Source organism: Arthrobacter sp. AB6 (assembly GCF_031844545.1).
Classification (GTDB): Bacteria; Actinomycetota; Actinomycetes; order Actinomycetales; family Micrococcaceae; genus Arthrobacter.
Map to the genome: position 1 here is coordinate 1 of NZ_JAUZVL010000030.1, position 19,127 is coordinate 19,127.

The following is a 19,127-nucleotide window of genomic DNA, read 5'->3' on the forward strand; positions in this document are numbered from 1 at the left end:
CAGCTGGCGTCCTTCCGTTGACCGATAAGTGCCGTCCGCGGCGTGGTAGCTGCCATCTTCATCGCGGTAGGGGTCATCCTCGTACCGCAGGGGGGTGTCGTCTGCAGTTCCCCCGGGGAGGGTTGAGGTGGACACAGGTGCCCTCGTGCCGACTACCGACTCGTCGAAGAGGTCGTCAGTGCCAGCGGCATAGACGGTCTCCGGATGAAGGGGCGCAACCGGCTGGGGCTGCACCGACCGCTGTGAGGACACGCCCTGGACTGCACCCTGTGCCTCCGGTGCCCCCGCGGTGAGGCCACGCGTGAGCCGTCCGGCCAGGACGCCGGCGCCGGCCGCGATCAGCAGGAACGTGCCGGGACGGTTCCGGGCAAACCTCTGGACTTCGCCGAGCAGGTCTCCCGGCTGCTTGTTCTCAAGCCATGAGGCGACCGTTTCGGTGGAGCTGGCAGCCTGCCGGATCAGGTCACTGGCGACGCCCTGCTGGTCGGGTGCGTCGGCCATGCTCTGCAGCTGGCTTGAGATGGTGCGGATGCCCTCCGCAGCCTTCTGCTGCTGGGTTCCCGCCTGGCTTGTCAGGCCCGACTTTGCCTGGTGCAAAAGATCCTGCGCATTGGACTTCGCCTCAGAGGCCACATGTGCGGCTTCCTCCTTGGCGGCCTGGGCAACCCCCTGGGCTGCGGAGGTGGCCTGGCCGGCAACCTGCGAAGCTTCTTCCTTTGCCGCCTGGCTCTTGGAGCCCCCGGCGGAACCGGCAGCGGGGGACGTGCCATAGCGTTCGTCAGCGCCTGAGTCCGGTGCACCGAAAGGATCGGTGGTAGCAGGGCTGGATGTCTGGGGCCATTGGTTCTCTGTCATCGGGCTCTCTTTCATGAAGGGTCAGCTGGCGATCAAGAACCAGCAGTGCTGGCTAGTAGTAAGCATGGTTACTAATTAGATACTAAGCACACTTCCCTTTTGGAGCGCAAGGGGGCGGCCCAATAAGCGGCCGCCGGGCGCGGACTTTGGCTCACCGATAGTAAGCCTACTTGCGAATATGATGCTAAGCATGCTTATTGTAGAGACTGTAGCGACGCAAAAGAGGTGATCACACCCTGCATTTCGCCACCCACAGGAAGGCCACGGCCCGATGACCAGCAATCTTGATCCAGATGCCCGGAGCAGCTACCGCCTCATTTCGGTGGCAGCCCGGCTGGTGCAAAGGCGGCAGGACGATGCCCTGGCCCACTTGGGCCTGACGCGGGCCGCCGTCATAGCGCTGGAAGGCCTCGCGGCCGGGCCCCTTAACCAGGAGCGGCTCGCAGAGTCCATTCGCGTCCAGAGCCAGACTTTGGGACGCGTACTGATCCGGCTGGAAGGAGCCGGGCATATCACCAGGACCCGCCAGTCCACCGACCGCAGGCAGTTCAAGGTCGAATTAACAGAATCAGGCGTAGCGGCCCTTGAGGCTGCCCGCAGGGCCGAAATCAGCGCGTATCCGGATGATCCCAGCATTGACTGGAAGGTCCTCAGTGAGGAATTGGCTAAGTTTGTGAGCGCCTTGCCTGCGGAGCGGGAGCATGACGTAGTCCCGTTTGCCGCGCCTGAACACCGCCCGGTAAGGCGGCCCAAGGGCGGCCGCGGCACCGGCCTCCGCGGCGTGGACCAGCCCCGCCTTTGAGCCGCGGCAGCCGACCGACGCCGGGTGCCGGTGTCTGGCCGGCTGGGCAGATAGGTGTATAGCTAAGCCGAGCAGGCGTCCTTGAGTGCCTGGACGGATTCGCCCGGCACTTCGTCTCCAGCCGCGGCGATCTGGCCCAACGGCGTCGTAATCTCTGCGGGGACTCCGGCCGTGCGGGCGGCGGAGACCAGGCCGGCCAGCACCTGCTTGTCGTCCACGCTGACCAGGCCGTCCTGCACTACGGCGCAGATCTGCCGTTTCACTTCCGCGGCGCCTGCGGCAGCCACCTTCGAAGCGGCGTCGCTGGCAGCATTGCCGGCAGCCTCCTCAACGGCACCACAGCCGGCGAGGAGCAGGAACAGGGGAACGGCGGACAGGGCGGCAAGGCGGTGTTTCATCAACCCAGCCTATCGGCCCCGTGCAAACGCGTCCGGGGAACAGGGCTCCCCGGCAGGACCCCCTGCCGAAGCGCGCCTGATGATCAGCGCGCGCTGGCCGCCGGAACGCCGAGGATGCTGTCCAGCAACCCGTTCCGGAACTTCCCGTCAGGATCGTGGGCCGATGCCAGGGAACGGAAGTCGGCGAAACGCGGGTAGAGCGCCTCCCAATCATGGCCGGCCGGGGAGAACAGCTTGCCCCAGTGCGGGCGGGCCCCGAAGGGCCGCAGGGCATCCTCGAGTTCCGGAAGGACCGCCTCCACCTCAGGCTGCAGCGGCTTCCACGTGAAGTGGAGGGCCACGCTCTGCTGCCGGTAGAAGGGGCTAAGCCAAAATTCATCGGCGGCACCGGTGCGGATCTCGGAAACAAACAGCAGTGGCGCGAGCTTGTCCGCAAGGCCCCGCACCTCCTCGATGGCGGCCGGGGCGTGCTCCAGGGGCAGGATGAACTCGCTTTGGAGCTCCTCGCCGTTGCTGGGTGTGAACTCATGGCGGAAATGGGGCAGGCGGTCCAGCCACCGGCCCGGCTGGTCCATCTGGAGCGTGCAGTTTTCGGCGGACATGTCCGGCAGCGGGTGCCTGGCGGTGCGGGCGGCCGAGGCACCGAACAGCTCACCCAGCGGCCGCTCCGAATCCAGTGCCTTGAGCCACACCTGGCTGATGGAATCCCCGGCATAGTCCGTGAAAAGACTGACGCTGTAGGCGCTGGAGACGATCTCGCGGAAGCTGCCCAGTGCCTGGTGCCACGGCAGGTTCTCCAAAACGCGCTGGCGCATCCGGAAGCTCGGCCGGACGCTGAGTTCCAGGCCGGTGATGATGCCCAGGGCGCCGAGACCCACCACGCTGGCCAGGAATTCATCGCCGTCCGCGCGGGAAAGCGTCACCTGTTCACCGGAGGGCCGGACCAGGTGGATGGATTCGACGGCGCCGGCCAAGGACTGGTTGTCCACGCCGGATCCATGCGTTCCCGTCTGGACTGCACCAGCCACGGAGATGTGCGGAAGGGATGCCAGGTTGTGGATGGCTACGCCGGACTGTTCGAGCGAGCGGCACAGCGTTCCGTAGCTGACCCCTGCACTGACGCGGACGGTCCGGCGCTCCGGATCCAGGTCGATCGTCCGGGGCAGGCCGTCCAGGAGCACGTGGACGCCGTCGGTGTCGCCCACCCGGTTGAACGAGTGGCGGGATCCCAGGGCTTTGACCCGGCGGGCCCCGGCCACGATGCCGGCAAGTTCTTCCACTGACGACGGCTGCCGGACCTCCGCTGAGGCGTACTCGAGGTTTCCTGCCCAGTTCTTCATTAAGTCGGCTTTCCGGTCGGAGGTGAAATTGGCTTTCTCCACTGTCAGCGCTAACAATCGGGCTGTCAAGGCACGTCCGTTCCCTTCCCGCCGGGTTTGGAACTGGTGCGGGGCGGCGGAACCCGCCTGCTGCCGGTGGCTTCGAAAGCGGCCGCAAGGTGCAGCAGTCCCGTGTCGCTGTAAGCCCTGCCGGCAAAGGTCAGCCCCACCGGCATGGCGATGTCCGCAGCCAGACCCATCGGGACCGTCACCGTGGGAATGCCCAGATGCCGGGGGACCAGGTTGCCGTTGGACACCCAGACGCCATTGCGCCAGGCCAGCTCTGCCGAGTGCTCGTTGCGGTCGGCGTCAGCAGGGCCAACATCAGCGGCGGCCGGGAACACCACCGCATCAAGGTCCAGGCAGTCCATCCACTCCTCCAGGTCAACCCGGCGTGTCTCCTCCAGACCGCGCAGCCCCTCGGCCAGGTGGGGTATCCCGGACAGCACTGGCACTCCGTTGTCCCGTATCCACGCCGGGTAGTCGCTGATGTCGTCCCCAAACCCGTGGTACCGGTCCGGCAGCGAACCGTCCGGCGCGGGGAAGATGCTGGCGCCGTCGACGTCGGACAGCCGTGAGAGGTTTGGGTCCCCGTTGGCATCCAGGAAGTCGTGCCAGGCCCACGCCGAGAGGTCCACGATTTCCCTCCGGAGGTATTCGGGGGACACCAGGCCCCTCGTGGCAATGGTGGATGCGCCTGGCCGGTCCCCTTCATAGTTGGATACCACCGGGAAATCCACCTCCACGACTTCAGCCCCAGCTGCCTCCAGCGCGCGGCGGGCGGCATCCCACAGATCCATGATGGAAGCCCTGGTCTGGATGCGCTGCCCGGTGGGCCCGCCAATCCCCGGGGCGGGAGCCGTCCCGGCCTTCGCATCGGCGTTGATGTACATCCGCGGCACGCCCAGGCGCTTGCCGGCCAGGACGTTTGCCGCAGCCGCAGGGTCCGGGATGGCCAGCTCCAGATAGGAGGCTGGGCGCACCGCGGACGCTTTCGGCACCTCAACCCAGGGCTGCATCCGCCAGAAATCGCCGCGGGTTTCGGTATCGTCAGCCACCACCACGTCCAGCACTTCCAGGAGGTCATCCATGGTGCGGGCATGCGGGACCACCACGTCCATGGTGGGAACCAGCGGCCAGTTGCCGCGGACCGAGATCACGCCGCGTGAGGGGGTGTAGGCGCAGAGAGCGTTGTTCGACGCCGGCGCCCGCCCCGAGGACCAGGTTTCCTCTGCGAGGCCGAAGGCGGCGAAGCTGGCAGCCGTGGCGGTTCCGGAGCCGTTCGAGGATCCGGAGGCAAACGCCGCGGTCAGGTAGTCCGCGTTATAGGGGCTGTCCGCCCGGCCGTACACCCCGCGCTGCATCCCGCCGTTGGCCATGGGCGGCATGTTGGTGAGGCCGATCAGGACCGCCCCGCCAGACCGCAGCCGCTCGATGGTGAAGGCATCACGCCGGGCCACGAGGTCCTTGAAGGCCGGGGAGCCGGCAGCCACCGTCAGTCCCGCCACCTGGTAACTGTCCTTGGCGGTGTAGGGAATGCCGTCCAGGGGGCCGAGGGTGGAGTTCCTCGCGCGCCGTTCGTCGGAGGCCCTTGCCTCCGCCACGGCCCCGGGGTTCAGGACCACCACCGAGTTCAGGCGGATGCCGGACCTGTCGTATGCCTCGATCCGCTGCAGGTACTCGCGGACCAGTTCCTCGCTGGAGACCCGCCCCGCTTCCAGTGCTTCGCGGAGCTGCCTGATACCTGCTTCCACCACGTTGAACGGGCTCACGCTGCGGCGTCCTGTCGCCCGGCCGGCACCGGCTGCTGCTGGGTGATGCAATGGATGCCGCCGCCAAAGGCGAAGATGTCCCGCGCGTCCACCAGTTCTACGGTGCGGCCCGGATAGGCGCGTTCGAGGATTGCGGCGGCAACGGCGTCGTTCGGGTCACCGAAGCTGCAGAGGACTACTACGTTGTTGGCCACGTAATGGTTGATGTAGGACCAGTCCACAAACCCCTCGTCGTCTTCAAGGGCGGCAGGGGCGGGCACGTCGATGATGCGCAGCGGCCGGCCCTGGGCGTCGGCCTGCCCTGCCAGGACGGCATGGAGGTCCTGGCAGACCTCATAGTCAGGGTGGTCCGGATTGTCCTGGCGGTGCAGCAGGACAGTGCCCGGGCCGGCGAAGGCAGCCACGATGTCCACGTGCCCGCGGGTGCCGAATTCACCGTAGTCGCGGGTGAGCCCGCGGGGCAGCCAGATGGCCTTGGTGGTTCCCAGTGCGGCGTGGATCGCGGCTTCCACCGATGCCTTGGTGGCGCCCGGATTTCGCTGCGGATCCAGCTGCACCGTTTCGGTGAGCAGGACTGTCCCCTCGCCGTCCACGTGGAAGCCGCCGCCCTCGTTGACCAGGGAACTCGGATGGACCGGCACCCCTGCGTGCGCCGCGAGAATGCGGCCCACGTTCTGGTCCTTGCCCCATTGAGCCCACTGCTGGGCGCCCCAGCCATTGAACACCCAGTCGACGGCGGCCACGGTACCGTCCGGACGGCGCGTGAAGGTGGGCCCGCTGTCGCGCAGCCAGGCGTCATCGAGCGGAACGCCAAGGACAGTAATCCCCTCCCCGAGCCACTCCCTGGCGGTCGTCGCGTCACGGGGATCCGCCAGCACGGTCACCGGTTCATAGCGGCTGATGGTGCGCGCAACGCGTGACCAGGCCGCACGGGCGCGGTCCAGGGTAGGGCTCCCGGCTGGGCCGAAAGTTTCGTTGGGCGGCGGGAAGGCCATCCAGGTGCGCTGGTGGGTTTCCCATTCGGCGGGCATGCGGGCGGGAGCTGCGTCCGGCGTCGGTGCAGGAGCGGCAGCCCCGGAAGGCGAGTAAATGAATGGCATTCATTTATTATGGAGACGGCGATGCTTCCGCGCAAGGGGTTGGGAAAAACCTTCTGGGTGGTTGGTACGCGGAGGTGCAGCCCTTACTCGGCGGGCTGGCCCTTCCGGTCAACTGCCGCGAGGATCGCCCGTGCCAGTTCCACCGGCTTGGTGAACTGGGGCCAGTGCCCGGTGGGAAGGTCCACGAACTCCACATCGCGGACCCGCGCCAGCTCGGCAACAAAGGGGTGGCCGGCGTCGATCCATTCGCGGAGCAGCGAGGAGGGGAATTGGCACGCAATTACCGTGGCCGGGACGTCATAGCGGCGGGTATCGTGCAGGTGCTGCTTGCTGTAGGCCACTCCCTTGGGTTGCGGGATGGCACGTGCGCGGAATGCTTGCCGCAGCCCGTCGTCCAGGTCAACGAGGTCGGCATTGTCGAAGCCTTCCCACGGCGGCAGCGGAATGTCGTCGCCGTCGGCCTTCAATTCGTTGTTGATCACGTCCCCTTCACCCAGCGGGCCGCTGTCCACGTAGATGGCGCGTTCCACCCGCTCCGGGCGCGCGTCCAGCGCGCCGTGGATGACGGCGCCGCCCCCGGAGTGGCCCACCAGGACGACTTTGCCCTCGAGCGCGTCAATGGCGGCAACCACAAAGTCGATGTGGTCCTGCAGGCTGATGCCCGCCCGGTCCGCGTCAACGGATTCAAGGCCGGGCAACGTGAGCGGATGCGGCCGGTGTCCCGCGGCCTCGAGCGCCGGGACCACCTCCTGCCACGAGGAGGCATCCAACCAGAAACCGGGTACCAGGATGATGTCCATGCTGGAACCCTAACTTGTTGCGGCAGGCCTTGGTAGCGTCAGGAGCGCTTGTGCAGCGGGATATCAGCGGGCCGGGGACAGCGGCGTGTAGTCCAGGGTTTTGAGGGGGAGCGGCCCCTTGTCCATGGCCATTGTGATGGCGTGCTGCTCCGAGCGGGGGAAGACGAGCGACGTCAGTGTTTGCCCGCCCTCGTCGGCGAATACTTCGACGGAAGAGTGGTCAACGAAGACAGTAAGCTTCACCACGCCGTCCTTCGCTGGGGCTGCTGCAGTCCGCCGCTGGGTGAAGATCGGGCCCAGGTCGGTATCCGTGGGCTGTTGCCGGTCCAGGAACACGGCTCCGTCCTGGAAGTTGTAACCGATGGTGGCGAATGGAGAGCCTTCGCTTTCCATGCGAATCCGCGCCTCAGGCCCGTCGTGGGGTCCGGGCCGTTCAAGCGTCACGTCCAGCCGGTACGCCCCTCCCTGGGAGGACGGAAGGGCCTTCGTGCCGTCGGGTGTGGACCCTTTGAGATCCAGGGTCTGGCCCCCAAGCCGGCTCAACGATTTTGCAGGAGTGGAGACCAGGCTTGGGCGGTCCTGGACGGTTTTGAGGCGGATGTCCCGAATGAGGGTGTCCATGCCGCCGTGCCAGTCCCCGGTGGGGAGTTTCCGGGCGTAGTCCCAGTTGTTCATCCACCCGATTGCCTGCCGGGACTGCTTTTTCTGGCCCTCGGTGAGCCGGGGGTCGTCCCAGGTCACGGCTGCGTAGAAGTCGGACCCGGCGTCCAGCCACTGATGGTCCCCGTCCCGGGGCGTGAAGCGGGTTCCGTCCCAGTTTCCGGTCCAATAGGCGACACCAGTGGTTCTTCCCTCTTCTGTTCCGTTGGCGCTTGCCGCGAGGACCCAGGTTCTCTTGCCGGGATCGCCGTCCAGGTCCAGCTGGAACAGGTCGGGGCACTCCAGTGTCCCCAGGCCGGTCCGTTCGAAACCTGAAACGTAGCGCCAATCCTTCAGGTTGGAGGAGGTATACATGCCGATCTTGTGACCCTCGGCAAGGACCATGAGCCACTGCCTGCGTTCCCCGTCCCAGACGATTTTCGGGTCCCGCCAGTGCTCTGCGCCGGGGTTGTCCATCACGGGATTGCCCCCGTACGGGGTGAAGGTGTATCCGCCGTCGGTTGAGTAGAACAGGGACTGGCGCTGGACGCCCTGGTCCTGCTGCGTCAGGACTGAGATGACGGCGCCGTGCCCAAAACCGGCAGTGTTTTCGTAGTCCACCACCGTGCTGCCGGTTTCAATGTCCCCCAGCCCGTTTTTGTACTTCTCAATGGCCACCCCTTCGTCCTTCCAGGTCAACAGGTCTTCACTGGTGAGGTGGTACCACTCGGTTCCGTTGCCGTCCGGATAGTCGGAGTTGTACAGGTAGTAGTAATGCCAGAGCCCATTGAGGAAAAAGGGCCGTTGCGGGTCATTCATCCAGTTGCGTTCGGGCGTGATGTGGTAGTCCGGGCGGTACTTCGATGAGTTTTGCGGCCGGTCAGTGATTGGCCCTGGTCCGCTTGGCTGTTCCTGCAGGCCAACGTCGGAGAGCATCTGCCGCAGGGCTTCATCGGTGACGCAGCCTGGCCGGCGGATTTCCCCGGCTCCGGCCGGCACAGCGTCTTCCTCGAGGTTTGAGCGTACGTAGATTTCGCCGTCAACCCTGGCTGCCGCCACCCAGCCGTCGGCGCAACTGATGCTCCTGAGGTCCGCTACCCCTTCCGCTTTGACCGGATGGGCTGCAGAGAGGCTGTGGTCACCGCCGGCCAGCCAATAGGAGGCATAAGCGCCCGCTGAATCCTTGGATGCGGACTGGGCCGCCGCAACGTTCTGAAGCGCCTCTTCTGCCCGGACTTTGGCGTTCGATCCCTCGATCGGAACAACGGTGGTGAGAAGGGCGGCCAGGATTGCGAGGGCTGCTGCTGTCCAGGCAATGCGCCGGCTGGTGGCAGTGCGGAGATCGGGTTTTTCCAGCATGGTGACCATTTCGGTTGGGACTGCTCGTCTGCGCACGGGTGCGCCACGGCAACGGAGCGGGACGCCTGGGTTGATGGCGCCCCGCTCCGCATTGGTGTCAGCTTGCGCACAGGCAGCGAACCTGCGCATGCGCTGCCTGCAGGCAGGATGTTGTCGAGGTGGCCTCGAGGGTGGTTACTTGTAGTGTCCCTCGCCGCCGACACGGACGTTGGTGGGCAGGTAGCCGAACGGGCCCAGCCCGTTCTCGCCGAAGCTGCGGTCAACCTGCGTGACGCCGTTCTTGAAGTTGATCTTCACGGTCGGGGACAGGGAGCCGCCGCGGACGCCATTGACGTTGTCGATGAACGACTGCACGAGTCCATTGGGCTGCACGTAGTGCGAGTAGGCCTGGAACTGCCGGCCGTTCTGCTGGCCGGAGATGGTGCCGCTCGGGTTGTTGGCCGGCAGGTTCAGGTCGGTGGGCGAACCGAGTGCCAGGCCGGAGTTGTTGACGGGCTGGTAGTCGGAGCGCACGCCGTCGCCCACGAAGCCGTAGACGCCGTCGGGGCCGCGCATTCCGGCCGCGTACGTGAACTGGTGGCTGATCGTGTACAGGTAGTACTTGTTCTTGCCGTCCTCGTTCTGGATGAAGATCTGGGGACGTTCAGTCTGGTCGTTGACGCAGTTCGCGGAGAGGATCGGAGGCAGGAAGGACCACTTGGTCAGGTCCTTGTTGTCCGCCACGGCGAGGCCCACATTGCCGGTCTGGTAGAAGGCGCCGCTGCTGTTCACCTCGTCGAGGGATTCTGCGTTGGCATCACCTTCACGGTAGCCGAGGTCTTCCTCGGTGCACTGGTACTCGCCGCGGTTGCCGCCCGTGTTGCCTTCGAAGACCATGAACGTCTTGCCGGGGTGCGCCGGGTCGGCGAAGGTGAACGGGTCGCGGAACGCGAAGCCCGGGTTCTGCTCCTTGGTCTGGTACATCTTGCCGTCCGGCTCCAGCAGCTTGGTGTGCTCGAAGCCGTCGAACCAGACGCGTTCCTCGTTGGCGTGGATGTTGCCGAGGGCCTTGGCGATGGCCGCGTCCGGGGCGATGCCGCCGCCGCCCGCGTTGCGCTCGGCCACATCGTGGAAAGTGGTGGCCGTGTAGAACACGTTTACGTGGTTGCCCTGCATCAGGCGGGTGGAGCCGGACCACTCGGTGTTGCCGATGGAGGAACCGTCCACGAAGAGGTGTCCGCCGTAGTTCCACTTGTCCTTGGCCGGGTCCGCATTGGTCTTGCGGAAGAAGAAGCCGATGCGGGCGTTCCAGTGGCGCTGGTCGAAGTTGTAGCCGGCGTGGCGGTCAGCTACGAGCGAGAAGATGACGTCGTAGCCCTTGTAGCTGATCTGGTTGGCATTCTCGTCGGTCAGGGACCAGGTGTCCCAGACCCAGACGTCCTCATTCATGGTGGGGAAATCCTCGGGGATTTCCGGCATGGTGACGTCCGGGCTCATCGAGTTCTGTCCGGGAGCCACCGTGGTGTCGCTCTGCGCCATGATCTGGCTTGCATCGGCGCGGGTCCACTTGGAGGTGAAGTCCGACGCCGGGTCGAAGGCTTCCTGGGTGTGTTCCGTGGGGAGCGGGAAACCGGGGGTCGGCGCCGGCATCTGCTCTGCGGCCGGCGGATCGGCAGGCTCGTTGGCCTGCGCCGACGGCACGGCAAGGAAGGCCGAGGCAGCCACGGCTGTTGCCAGTGCCGCGGCGGCGGACCGCCACCGCGGCATCCGGGGGGTTTGGGGGTGCTTGTGCATTATTGCTCTTCTCGCGGAGTTGTAACTGTTCGTGGAAGACGGGCATCTGCCCTCATTTCCCGATACTCCGGCGGCCCCGATTCCGCAGGCGTCATCAGGGACGCCGTTGTTCGGGGGCGAACCGGCGTAGGACCGCCGGTTCAAAGGCCAGGAGACTTTGTGGGCTCCGGGCCGCACCCACCGTAGGGAGAGGCGGGAACCAGGCGCAAGTATGTTTCCACGCACCCAAATGCCAGTTTCCCGCTGCTCATGTAAGCGCTTGCATCTGAAGTTGCGCGCGCGTAATCGGTCTGGCTATCCAAGTCAAATGTTTCTTCCGGAGTTCGTGATCCCGCAAAGCAGCGTCCATCCGGCACTATCACCGCCGCTTCCGGCCGGCCAGGACGGCAAGTTCCCGCTGCAGCTTCAGGTAGTCCGCGAGCGGCACCAGTTCCCGGGAGGTGGTGACCACGTCCACTCCTGCAGCCTGCAGGATGACTTTCCGACGACGTCGTCCGCCACGTCCGCGAGGTCCGCCTTGGTGATAGGGGAGTAGCCCCCGGGTCCCACGCCGCCACAAGGGTGCGTTCCAACCGATTGTGCGTCAGGGGCCGGTCGACCGGGACCACCACGCCAACAGTGTCCATGTTGGCGGCCAGGGCCTGTGCCTCGGAGGAGGCTTTGAACGCGCGCCTGCCGCTCAGTTCCGAACTGCGCGGCAGGACGCTGAGGATCCTGCCCGTTGTAGTCACGGGCGGCACAACCGTCCATGGTTTTCTGCTTTTTGTTCCGGGCGGTTCCGTTGCCTAGCGCTGCAGTTCCAGCGCCCGCCGCTGCCGCGCGGAAATGCTTGAGACGTACCCGCAATTGGTGCACGTGATCTGGTAGGAACGCGACGTGGTGAACACCGGAATGAAGAAGAGCGTGAACTTGGTAGCCCGCTCCTCAAGGTGGTGGTGGGCGAACGCCCGGCAGTACTGGCACGTGGCCGGTTTCCCGGGCAAGGCCTTGAGCACTGTCTTGAAACCAAAGAGAAGGAGCATGGGGGTTGCCTTCCGGAATAGTCCTGCTGGCGGTCCCCCAAGAGTAGTCCCTGCACCAGCCCATCGTCCCATCCTGACAACCTCCCGGACCGGTGCGATACTTGGGGTCGGCACGGTATTCGGCAGCGGGGGGACTTCGGCAACATGGCTCTGGATACCGTAACCCTCCGGTCCGCCTTTGGCCTGATGGCGCTGGTGCTGATGCTGCTCTTCTACTTTTCCGCCTACCGGACCACGCGCTCGCCCTACAGCGGCTGGTGGTGCCTGGCGCTCTTGTTCTTCCTGTCAGGATCCAGCTGTTTCCTCCTGGACGGGACAGCCCACCAGGTCTGGGCCAACCCCATGGGCAACGTGCTCCTGGTGCTCGGCGGAGTGGCCGTCTGGTCTGGCGCCCGATCGCTCCGGACCGTGCCGCCGCCAAAGTGGGCGTTTGCCGGCATCCCCCTGGTGACCCTGGTGGCCTCGGTCCTGGACAGCCCGGCCACCAACACCTGGTCCGGGGGCCCCGTGTACCTGGCAGCCATGAGCCTTACCGTAGGCTTGGCGTCGCGCGAACTCTGGCGGTTGGAACCGGGATACTCGCGCGTGAGGATCCCCATGGCAGCGGCGGCAGGCGGGCTCTCCGTGTTCTACCTGCTGCGCTGGGCGGCGTTCATCCTCGACGGGCAGGACGGCCCCATCTTCGTTACGGTTTTTGGCTCTGCAGTCACCACGCTCGTGACCATGGTCCTCCTGGTGGTGGTCTCATTCAGCATGGCGGCCCTCAGCAACGAACAGCAGACCAGGGCGCTCCGCATGGTGGCCTCCCGCGATGACCTGACCGGCCTCCTCAACCGCAAGGCATTCCTGAATCTGGCGGCAGAACAGTTGGCTGACCTGTCCATAACCAGGGGCACCGGCGCCCTGGTCCTGGCAGACCTGGACCACTTCAAGGCGGTCAACGACACCTTTGGCCATGCTGCCGGGGACGCGGCCCTCCAGACCTTCGCGGACGCCTGCACCGCCACGGTGCGGGCCACGGACCTGGTGGGACGCTACGGCGGGGAGGAATTTGTCATCCTTATCCCCGGTGCCAGCGCTGAACGGGCAGAAAATATTGCTGCGGCGATCAGCCGGCGCCTGGCCGCGGCAAGCACCGTGGACGGGATGGAGATGCCCACAGCCAGTTACGGAATTTCCACGTACGACGGCGCCACAACGGACGTGGACCGCCTCATCGCCTCCGCGGACGCCGCCCTCTACCGGGCAAAGTCGCTCGGCCGGAACCAGACGGCGCGCAGCGATCGGATGCTCTAGCCTCGAAGGGCAGCCGTAAGCCCGGCTGATAAAATAGCGGCGTTGCAGGGCGGCCTTATTGCTGGTCCAACCAGCGCCGTAACCAAGTAAGGGACCAGACACACATGACGGCAGGCGGGTCACACCTCGGGACTTCGGAGACGCAGCCGGCAGCGCCGGCCAAAGCCTCCGGCCCGGCCACGGGCCGCGCCTACCTAGCTACCATCGAGGGCTTCGTCGGGGCCCTGATGATGTTCATCGGTTCCATCGGGACAGGGTGGATCGCCAACGGCTCACCCATGATCCGCCAGCCGGTGGTAATCGCCCTTCGCACGGAGGGCTGGGGAGTGACAGTGTCCACCGTGCTCCTAACGGTGGGCGCCATGGTGCTGATTCGGTCCTGGCTCCGGCTGGGCCAGCGCTTGGCGGACTGGGGCAAGTCGTCGCTGCGGTCCGTCGTCATCGCCATCTCCGCCTGGTCCCTGCCGCTGCTTTTCTGCGTTCCCGTATTTTCCCGCGACGTCTATGCCTACACCGGCCAGGGCAGGCTGGTGATGGAGGGCCAGAACCCTTACCAAGTGGGCATTTCCACCCTCAGTAACTGGTTCTCGCTGGGCGCCGATCCTGCCTGGGCGGAAGCCAGGACCCCCTACGGCCCGTACTTCCTCTGGCTGGCGCGCGGGGTGGTGGGGCTGACCGGTGCGCAACCGGACGTGTCGGTCCTCCTGTTCCGCCTCCTCGCCGGCGTCGGAGTCCTGCTCTGCGTCATCTACGTGCCCAGGCTGGCGGAACTGCACGGCATCAACGGGGCGCGCGCACTGTGGATCTCCGTGGCCAACCCGCTGTTCCTGATCAGTTTCATTGCCAGCGCGCACAATGACGCCCTCATGGTGGGCCTCGCCGTCGCAGGCGTCTACCTCGCGGCCACCCGACGCTACGTGCTCGGCGTGCTGCTGGTGACGGCCTCGATCGGAATCAAGCCGATCACTGTCCTCCTGCTTCCCTTTGTTGGCCTGATGTGGGCGGGCCCGTCCGCTTCCTGGCCCCGTAAGTTCCTGATGTGGGCCGCGACGGCAGGCATCAGCTTCGGCGTGCTGGCCCTCAGTGGCATCCCGTACAACCTGGGGATGGGGTGGGTGTGGGCCATCATGGACCCCACGCCGGGCTATACCGGCTACTCGCCATCGGGCTTCCTGGGCCAGCAGGTGGAGTTCCTGGGCAACGTGCTGGGGCTCCCCGGCGGCACGTTCGCCACCCTCCTGCGGACGGGAATGAAATGGGCGGCGATCGCGCTGGTCCTGGTCCTGATGTTCCGCGGTGACTACTCCCGCGCGGTGCGCCGGATGGCGCTGGCGTTTACCGCCGTCGTGATGCTTTCGCCCATCATCCAGCCCTGGTACATCCTCTGGTTCCTGCCCTTCCTGGCCGTTACCGGCATCCGGGACGACTGGCAGATCAGGTCGCTGTACGTGGGCGTAACGTTCTTCGTGGTGTTCGGCGCGCAGGACCAGCTCTCCGTATGGTCCTTCGTGGAGCTTCCCATCGACGCATCCTCGCTGGCGTTCGTTACGGCCCTTGCTTTCACGTTCTACCTTCTATTCCTCGATTTGCATACACGGCGGCTACTCATAGAGGCCAGGCCGCTTGACCTGGTAAAACGCGGGTGGAACAGGGCTGGGGCCGTGGTTGAGGCGAGACGCGGGGCTGCCCGGCATCAGCCGTGACCGGCGATGTACGCTATCTGACCTCCCACCGTTGCCACCTGCGTATAGTCGCTTACCAAAATATTTATGCCCGTTGCGGCATCTACCGTTTCGGCGCGGCGCCGGAAGCCGGGTGAATCGAGTTCAAGGCCGTGCCGCGGCCGCGTCTTCCGCTTGGCCGGGCCTTTCGGCACTATTGGCTGTGCTCCGCGCCGGTATCTACTGGAAACGCACCGGGACCGCAACTGTCCTCGCTCCCGGCGGGGGAGGGCCCGCCGGGAGCGGATGTCTGGCAGATGACTGGTCTCATGCGGAGGGGTGCCTGATGTATGAATTCCTGGGCAGGGTTGACGCCGGCCGGAAGCTGGGGCTCGTGTTGGAACGTTTCCGCGCGGAAGACGTCCTGGTCCTGGGGCTGCCCCGCGGAGGGGTTCCGGTGGCGGCGGAAGTTGCGAAGGCCCTGAATGCTCCGCTGGACGTCATCGTGGTCCGGAAACTCGGCCTCCCGTTCCAGCCGGAAGTAGCAATGGGAGCCATTGGTGAAGGCGATGCGCGGGTCCTCAACCAGCGCGTCATCTCGCTCGCCGGAGTAACGGAGGATGAAATCGAGGCCGTTGAGCGGCGCGAGCGCGTGCGGCTGGAATCCAGGCTGGAACGCTACCGCCAGGGGAGGCCCCGGAAGGACCTCGCAGGGCGCACCGCCATCATTGTGGATGACGGCATCGCAACGGGGTCCACGGCGCGTGTTGCCTGCCAGGTTGCACGCCACCTGGGCGCAGCAAAGGTGATCCTGGCAGTTCCAGTGGCCCCGGCGGATGCGATGGCATCACTGTCCGAGCCGGACCAGGTCTATTCCCTGATCAGCGCCCGGAACTTCCAGGCCGTGGGGTACTACTACCGCGACTTCTCGCCCACCACCGACGAGGAAGTGGTGCAACTGCTCGATGCCGCCGCGCTGCGGGAACGCCTTGCCGGGGCGGGGGCTGCGGGCATCGACCAGGATGTGGAGATCGCAGTGGACGGGGTTGCGCTCCACGGCGATCTGCACGTTCCGGAACCGTGCAGTGCGGTGGTGGTCTTCGCCCACGGCAGCGGGAGCAGCCGGCACAGCCCCCGAAACCGCTACGTTGCCTCAGTCCTGCAGGGTGCGGGCCTGGGCACACTGCTGCTGGACCTGCTCACCCCGGCAGAGGAAGTGGACCGCGCGAATGTCTTCGACATCGCCTTGCTGGCTGAGCGGCTGGGCGCGGCAACCCGCTGGCTGAGCGGCAGGAGTGACACCGCAAGATGCAGGGTGGGATATTTTGGCGCCAGCACCGGCGCCGGTGCCGCCTTGTGGGCGGCAGCCGACCCTGACACGGAAGTGGACGCCGTCGTTTCCCGGGGCGGCCGCCCGGACCTCGCCGGACCGCGGCTGTCGGCGGTGCGCGCACCCACCCTGCTGGTGGTAGGGGGCGCCGACACCCAGGTCCTGGCCCTGAACCGCCAGGCAATGGACCGGATGCGGGCGCCGGTCCGGCTGGAGGTGGTTCCGGGGGCAACCCACCTGTTCGAGGAGCCCGGCACGCTCACCCAGGCCGCAAACCTCGCGCGGGAATGGTTTGCGCGCTACCTGCTGCCGGGAAGCCAGGCCCGGAACTAGGCGCCTGCAGGCACCGCGGCAGGGGATTTACGCCCCAGCTCGGCAGTCCGTTTCACCGACCACCACAGCAGCACCACCAGGAGCACATTGCGCGTGGTGAGGATCGCCGCCATCACCGGATGGGCGTGGATCAGCGGGGTGTAGAACAGGGGATAGATCACGAACGTGGTCATGGCGATGCCCATGAGCAGCGCTGCGGGGACCTTCCACCGGTTCCAGTCGTGGGCAAGCCCGGCAATGATCACCGGTGCCAGCCAGATGATGAACTGCGGTGAACCCACCTTGTTGAACACTATGAACGCCGTAACCATCATGAGCGAACCCTCAAGGAACAGCTCCTCCCGTTCGGCGCCGCGGTTCAGGGCCCGCACCAGCAGGACGGCGGCCACCACCGCGGCCAGGATCAGCAGCGGTTGCATCAGGAAAGCAGCTGTTCCGGCACCCGGGCCGTAGACCTCGGTGGAATTGATGGCGGTGTTGTCCGCCATCCTGGAACCGGCAATGTTGAACACGCTCAGCCACACCCACGGGGTGGAGAAGGTGGCTTCAAGCTGCATGCCGCGCTCGCCCTGGTTCAGGAGGAAGTCCATGATGTGCGGCAGGCCGCCGGAAATCCACGTTCCCAGCGCAACGACGGCGGTCACGGCAGCGCCTGAGAGGACCACATGGATCCGCTTCCGGCTGGCTATCACGATGGGTACCAGCACAGCTGCGGGCCACACCTTGATCCAGGTGGCGATGCTGAGCAGGATGCCGGCCACCACCGGCCGCTGGGCCGCGTACAGCAGCGCGATCAGCACGATCGGCGCGGTGATGCCTTCCACCCGCGCGAAGCTGAGGTAGCCCATGAAGACGGTGAAGAACAGCCACCACCAGGCGGGCGCAATGCCGCTCACCTTCCGCGGTCCGCGGGTGAGGAAGGCCAGCCCGACGGCGTTAAGGGCCGTGATGATCAGGAACCAGGTCAGGAGGTACAGGTCCGGTCCCGCGATATTGGCGAGGAAGATGGGGAGCTGCGCCAGCACCGGGTAGACCCAGGGGCTGATCTTCCCGTCCAGGTCCTGCGGGTTGTAGCCGTCCATGGCCCACTGGCGGTACTGCTCAGTGTCGCTGAAGGTGTCGCCATGCAGGAAGAAGGACGCCATCCAGCCCAGGAAGTAGAGATGCACGACGGCGAAGCCCCACCACACGGAGGACGGGCGGGCGAACCAGTCCACTACCTTGGCGGGGAGCACTTTGGTGCGGACGGTCACCAGCCGGTCAAAGAACTTCGTGGAAATTTCAGGACTCCTTCAGTACGGGAGCCGCTGCGGGCGTCTTCTTGCCCAGCAGGTAGAGGCGGCGGACGCTCCACAGGAACAGGACCACCAGCAGGACGTTGCGGATGGTCAGCACCAGCGCCATCCACGGGTTGTTGTGGCTCAGGGCGTCGTAGAAGAGCGGATAGATGAAGTACGTGGCCACGGCGATAACGATCAGCATGGTGGCCGGAACGCGCCATTCCCGCCAGCTGTGGGCAAGTCCGACGGCGACGGCCGGGGCGAGCCACACCATGAACTGCGGGGAGCCCACCTTGTTGAAGACAACGAACGCGGTGGCCAGCGTAAGGGCGCCGGCCAGGAGCAGCTCGGTGCGGTCCACGCCGCCGCTGATTTTCCCGTTATGGAGCGCCCAGAACGTCAGGCCGGCCACCAGCAGTGCCGCCAGCACCAGGAGGGGCTGCATCAGCACTGACATCAGCGCCGTGCCGGGGCCGTCCACCTGCATGGAGTTGATGTCCGTGTTCATGTACATGCGGGAACCGCCCACATCCAGGACGGACAGCCAGAGCCAGGGCGTGGTGAAGGTGGCCTCAAGCTGCATGCCGCGGTCACCCTGCTGGGTGAGGAAGTTCAAAAGCTTGGGAACGCTGCCCACCGCAGCGGCCAGCGCAACCACGCCCGCCGTCGTCGTAATTCCTGCCAGGACCACCAGCATCCGGTTCCGGACGACGGCGAACAGGGCCAGCATGACCGCTGCCGGCCAGACCTTCACCCAGGTGCCGATGGCCAGGAGGACGGAGGCGATGAACGGCCGGCCCACGCCGTAAGCGAGGGCGACGAGGACCAGCGGGGCGGTGAGCCCATCCACGCGGGCGAAGCCGAGCCAGCCCATCAGGAACGTGAAGACCAGCCACCACCAGGCGGCGGGGATCGCGTTGCGGTCGCGGCCGCGGCTGGTGAGCTTCAGCAGGGCCCAGCCGTTGAGCAGCGTGGTCATCAGCACCCACAGGAAAAAGAACGGTCCGGGACCGGCGACGCCCGCGATGGCCATGGGGATCAGCGCCAGGATGGGGTAGACCCACGGACTGGGGCCGCCGGTCAGGTTGGCGTCGTTGAACCCTGCCATGGCCCAGTCGCGGTAAATGAAAGTGTCGCTGAAGGCCTCGCCTCGAAGGGACACCGAGGCGGCGAAGACCAGGAAGACCAGGTGCACCACGATGAACCCGCCCAGCAGTCCGCGCCCGGTATTCAGGCGCGCCCGGGCGGGCGCGGGAAGGATGACGTTGCGGATCCGGGTGAGTCTGCCGAAGAAAGCGTCGGTTGAAATGGCGGAATCCTTGTCAGAT

Annotated in this window: 15 protein-coding genes and 1 pseudogene; 4 read left to right on the forward strand and 12 right to left on the reverse strand. The window is 66.0% G+C overall.

The window, feature by feature from the left end; genetic code table 11:
• A partial coding sequence (locus tag Q9R30_RS17720) for a hypothetical protein (protein WP_311218406.1) occupies positions 1-855 on the reverse strand: 855 nt, incomplete at its 3' end.
• A gap of 271 nt (positions 856-1,126) precedes the next feature.
• Between Q9R30_RS17720 and Q9R30_RS17725 the strand changes: the two genes are divergently transcribed.
• Complete coding sequence (locus Q9R30_RS17725; protein WP_104996308.1) at positions 1,127-1,657, forward strand: MarR family winged helix-turn-helix transcriptional regulator; 531 nt, start codon at positions 1,127-1,129, stop codon at positions 1,655-1,657.
• A gap of 62 nt (positions 1,658-1,719) precedes the next feature.
• Here the strand turns inward: Q9R30_RS17725 and Q9R30_RS17730 are convergent, their stop codons facing one another.
• The 9 genes and pseudogenes from Q9R30_RS17730 to Q9R30_RS17770 all read right to left on the reverse strand — a co-directional run bounded on the left by Q9R30_RS17730 (position 1,720) and on the right by Q9R30_RS17770 (position 11,899).
• A complete protein-coding gene (locus Q9R30_RS17730; RefSeq protein WP_311218407.1) occupies positions 1,720-2,055 on the reverse strand; it encodes a hypothetical protein in 336 nt (111 codons plus the stop codon).
• Positions 2,056-2,138: 83 nt separating this feature from the next.
• On the reverse strand, positions 2,139-3,395 hold the full coding sequence (locus Q9R30_RS17735; RefSeq protein WP_104996310.1) for a D-arabinono-1,4-lactone oxidase: 1,257 nt from the start codon (positions 3,393-3,395) through the stop codon (positions 2,139-2,141).
• A gap of 65 nt (positions 3,396-3,460) precedes the next feature.
• The gene (locus Q9R30_RS17740) at positions 3,461-5,206 is read right to left on the reverse strand and encodes an amidase (RefSeq protein WP_311218408.1); all 1,746 of its coding nucleotides are present in this window, start codon (positions 5,204-5,206) and stop codon (positions 3,461-3,463) included.
• A complete protein-coding gene (locus Q9R30_RS17745; protein WP_311218409.1) occupies positions 5,203-6,306 on the reverse strand; it encodes an agmatine deiminase family protein in 1,104 nt (367 codons plus the stop codon). The genes Q9R30_RS17740 and Q9R30_RS17745 overlap by 4 nt, the downstream gene beginning before the upstream one ends.
• 83 nt (positions 6,307-6,389) lie before the next feature.
• A complete protein-coding gene (locus tag Q9R30_RS17750; protein WP_311218410.1) occupies positions 6,390-7,106 on the reverse strand; it encodes an alpha/beta hydrolase in 717 nt (238 codons plus the stop codon).
• 63 nt (positions 7,107-7,169) lie between these two features.
• Positions 7,170-9,140 carry a glycoside hydrolase family 32 protein gene (locus tag Q9R30_RS17755; RefSeq protein WP_311218411.1) on the reverse strand — a complete coding sequence of 657 codons (1,971 nt, stop codon included), beginning with the start codon at positions 9,138-9,140 and terminating at the stop codon, positions 7,170-7,172.
• Positions 9,141-9,278: 138 nt separating this feature from the next.
• Positions 9,279-10,877 (reverse strand): glycoside hydrolase family 68 protein, encoded by a 1,599-nt coding sequence (locus tag Q9R30_RS17760; protein ID WP_311218412.1) that lies wholly within the window; start codon positions 10,875-10,877, stop codon positions 9,279-9,281.
• Positions 10,878-11,307: 430 nt separating this feature from the next.
• A pseudogene (gene rsgA, locus Q9R30_RS17765) lies at positions 11,308-11,593 on the reverse strand (GTPase RsgA); the annotation flags it as partial.
• A 69-nt stretch (positions 11,594-11,662) separates the two neighbouring features.
• Complete coding sequence (locus Q9R30_RS17770) at positions 11,663-11,899, reverse strand: zinc-ribbon domain-containing protein (protein WP_104996315.1); 237 nt, start codon at positions 11,897-11,899, stop codon at positions 11,663-11,665.
• A gap of 144 nt (positions 11,900-12,043) precedes the next feature.
• Here Q9R30_RS17770 and Q9R30_RS17775 point away from each other — a divergent pair, with 144 nt between their 5' ends.
• The 3 genes from Q9R30_RS17775 (at position 12,044) to Q9R30_RS17785 (ending at position 16,519) form a co-directional block, all read left to right on the forward strand.
• Positions 12,044-13,195: a GGDEF domain-containing protein gene (locus Q9R30_RS17775; RefSeq protein WP_311218413.1), complete on the forward strand. Its 1,152-nt coding sequence runs from the start codon at positions 12,044-12,046 to the stop codon at positions 13,193-13,195.
• Positions 13,196-13,299: 104 nt separating this feature from the next.
• Positions 13,300-14,898: a polyprenol phosphomannose-dependent alpha 1,6 mannosyltransferase MptB gene (mptB, locus tag Q9R30_RS17780; protein WP_311218414.1), complete on the forward strand. Its 1,599-nt coding sequence runs from the start codon at positions 13,300-13,302 to the stop codon at positions 14,896-14,898.
• A gap of 304 nt (positions 14,899-15,202) precedes the next feature.
• On the forward strand, positions 15,203-16,519 hold the full coding sequence (locus tag Q9R30_RS17785; RefSeq protein ID WP_311218415.1) for a phosphoribosyltransferase: 1,317 nt from the start codon (positions 15,203-15,205) through the stop codon (positions 16,517-16,519).
• On the opposite strand, the gene Q9R30_RS17790 is transcribed toward Q9R30_RS17785, so the two are convergent.
• Positions 16,516-17,772 carry a glycosyltransferase 87 family protein gene (locus tag Q9R30_RS17790; RefSeq protein WP_311218416.1) on the reverse strand — a complete coding sequence of 419 codons (1,257 nt, stop codon included), beginning with the start codon at positions 17,770-17,772 and terminating at the stop codon, positions 16,516-16,518. The genes Q9R30_RS17785 and Q9R30_RS17790 overlap by 4 nt on opposite strands.
• Before the next feature lie 28 nt (positions 17,773-17,800).
• Positions 17,801-19,072, reverse strand: coding sequence for a glycosyltransferase family 87 protein (locus Q9R30_RS17795; RefSeq protein WP_311218439.1), 1,272 nt, complete (start codon positions 19,070-19,072; stop codon positions 17,801-17,803).
• Positions 19,073-19,127 lie beyond the last annotated feature (55 nt).

Coding starts and splice junctions, on each gene's coding strand:
- Q9R30_RS17745 (WP_311218409.1), bottom strand. CDS start 6,306: ATGCCATTCATTTACTCGCCTTCCGGGGCTGCCGCTCCTGCACCGACG.
- Q9R30_RS17760 (WP_311218412.1), bottom strand. CDS start 10,877: ATGCACAAGCACCCCCAAACCCCCCGGATGCCGCGGTGGCGGTCCGCC.
- Q9R30_RS17735 (WP_104996310.1), bottom strand. CDS start 3,395: ATGAAGAACTGGGCAGGAAACCTCGAGTACGCCTCAGCGGAGGTCCGG.
- Q9R30_RS17785 (WP_311218415.1), top strand. CDS start 15,203: ATGTATGAATTCCTGGGCAGGGTTGACGCCGGCCGGAAGCTGGGGCTC.
- Q9R30_RS17775 (WP_311218413.1), top strand. CDS start 12,044: ATGGCTCTGGATACCGTAACCCTCCGGTCCGCCTTTGGCCTGATGGCG.
- Q9R30_RS17750 (WP_311218410.1), bottom strand. CDS start 7,106: ATGGACATCATCCTGGTACCCGGTTTCTGGTTGGATGCCTCCTCGTGG.
- mptB (WP_311218414.1), top strand. CDS start 13,300: ATGACGGCAGGCGGGTCACACCTCGGGACTTCGGAGACGCAGCCGGCA.
- Q9R30_RS17730 (WP_311218407.1), bottom strand. CDS start 2,055: ATGAAACACCGCCTTGCCGCCCTGTCCGCCGTTCCCCTGTTCCTGCTC.
- Q9R30_RS17725 (WP_104996308.1), top strand. CDS start 1,127: ATGACCAGCAATCTTGATCCAGATGCCCGGAGCAGCTACCGCCTCATT.
- Q9R30_RS17770 (WP_104996315.1), bottom strand. CDS start 11,899: ATGCTCCTTCTCTTTGGTTTCAAGACAGTGCTCAAGGCCTTGCCCGGG.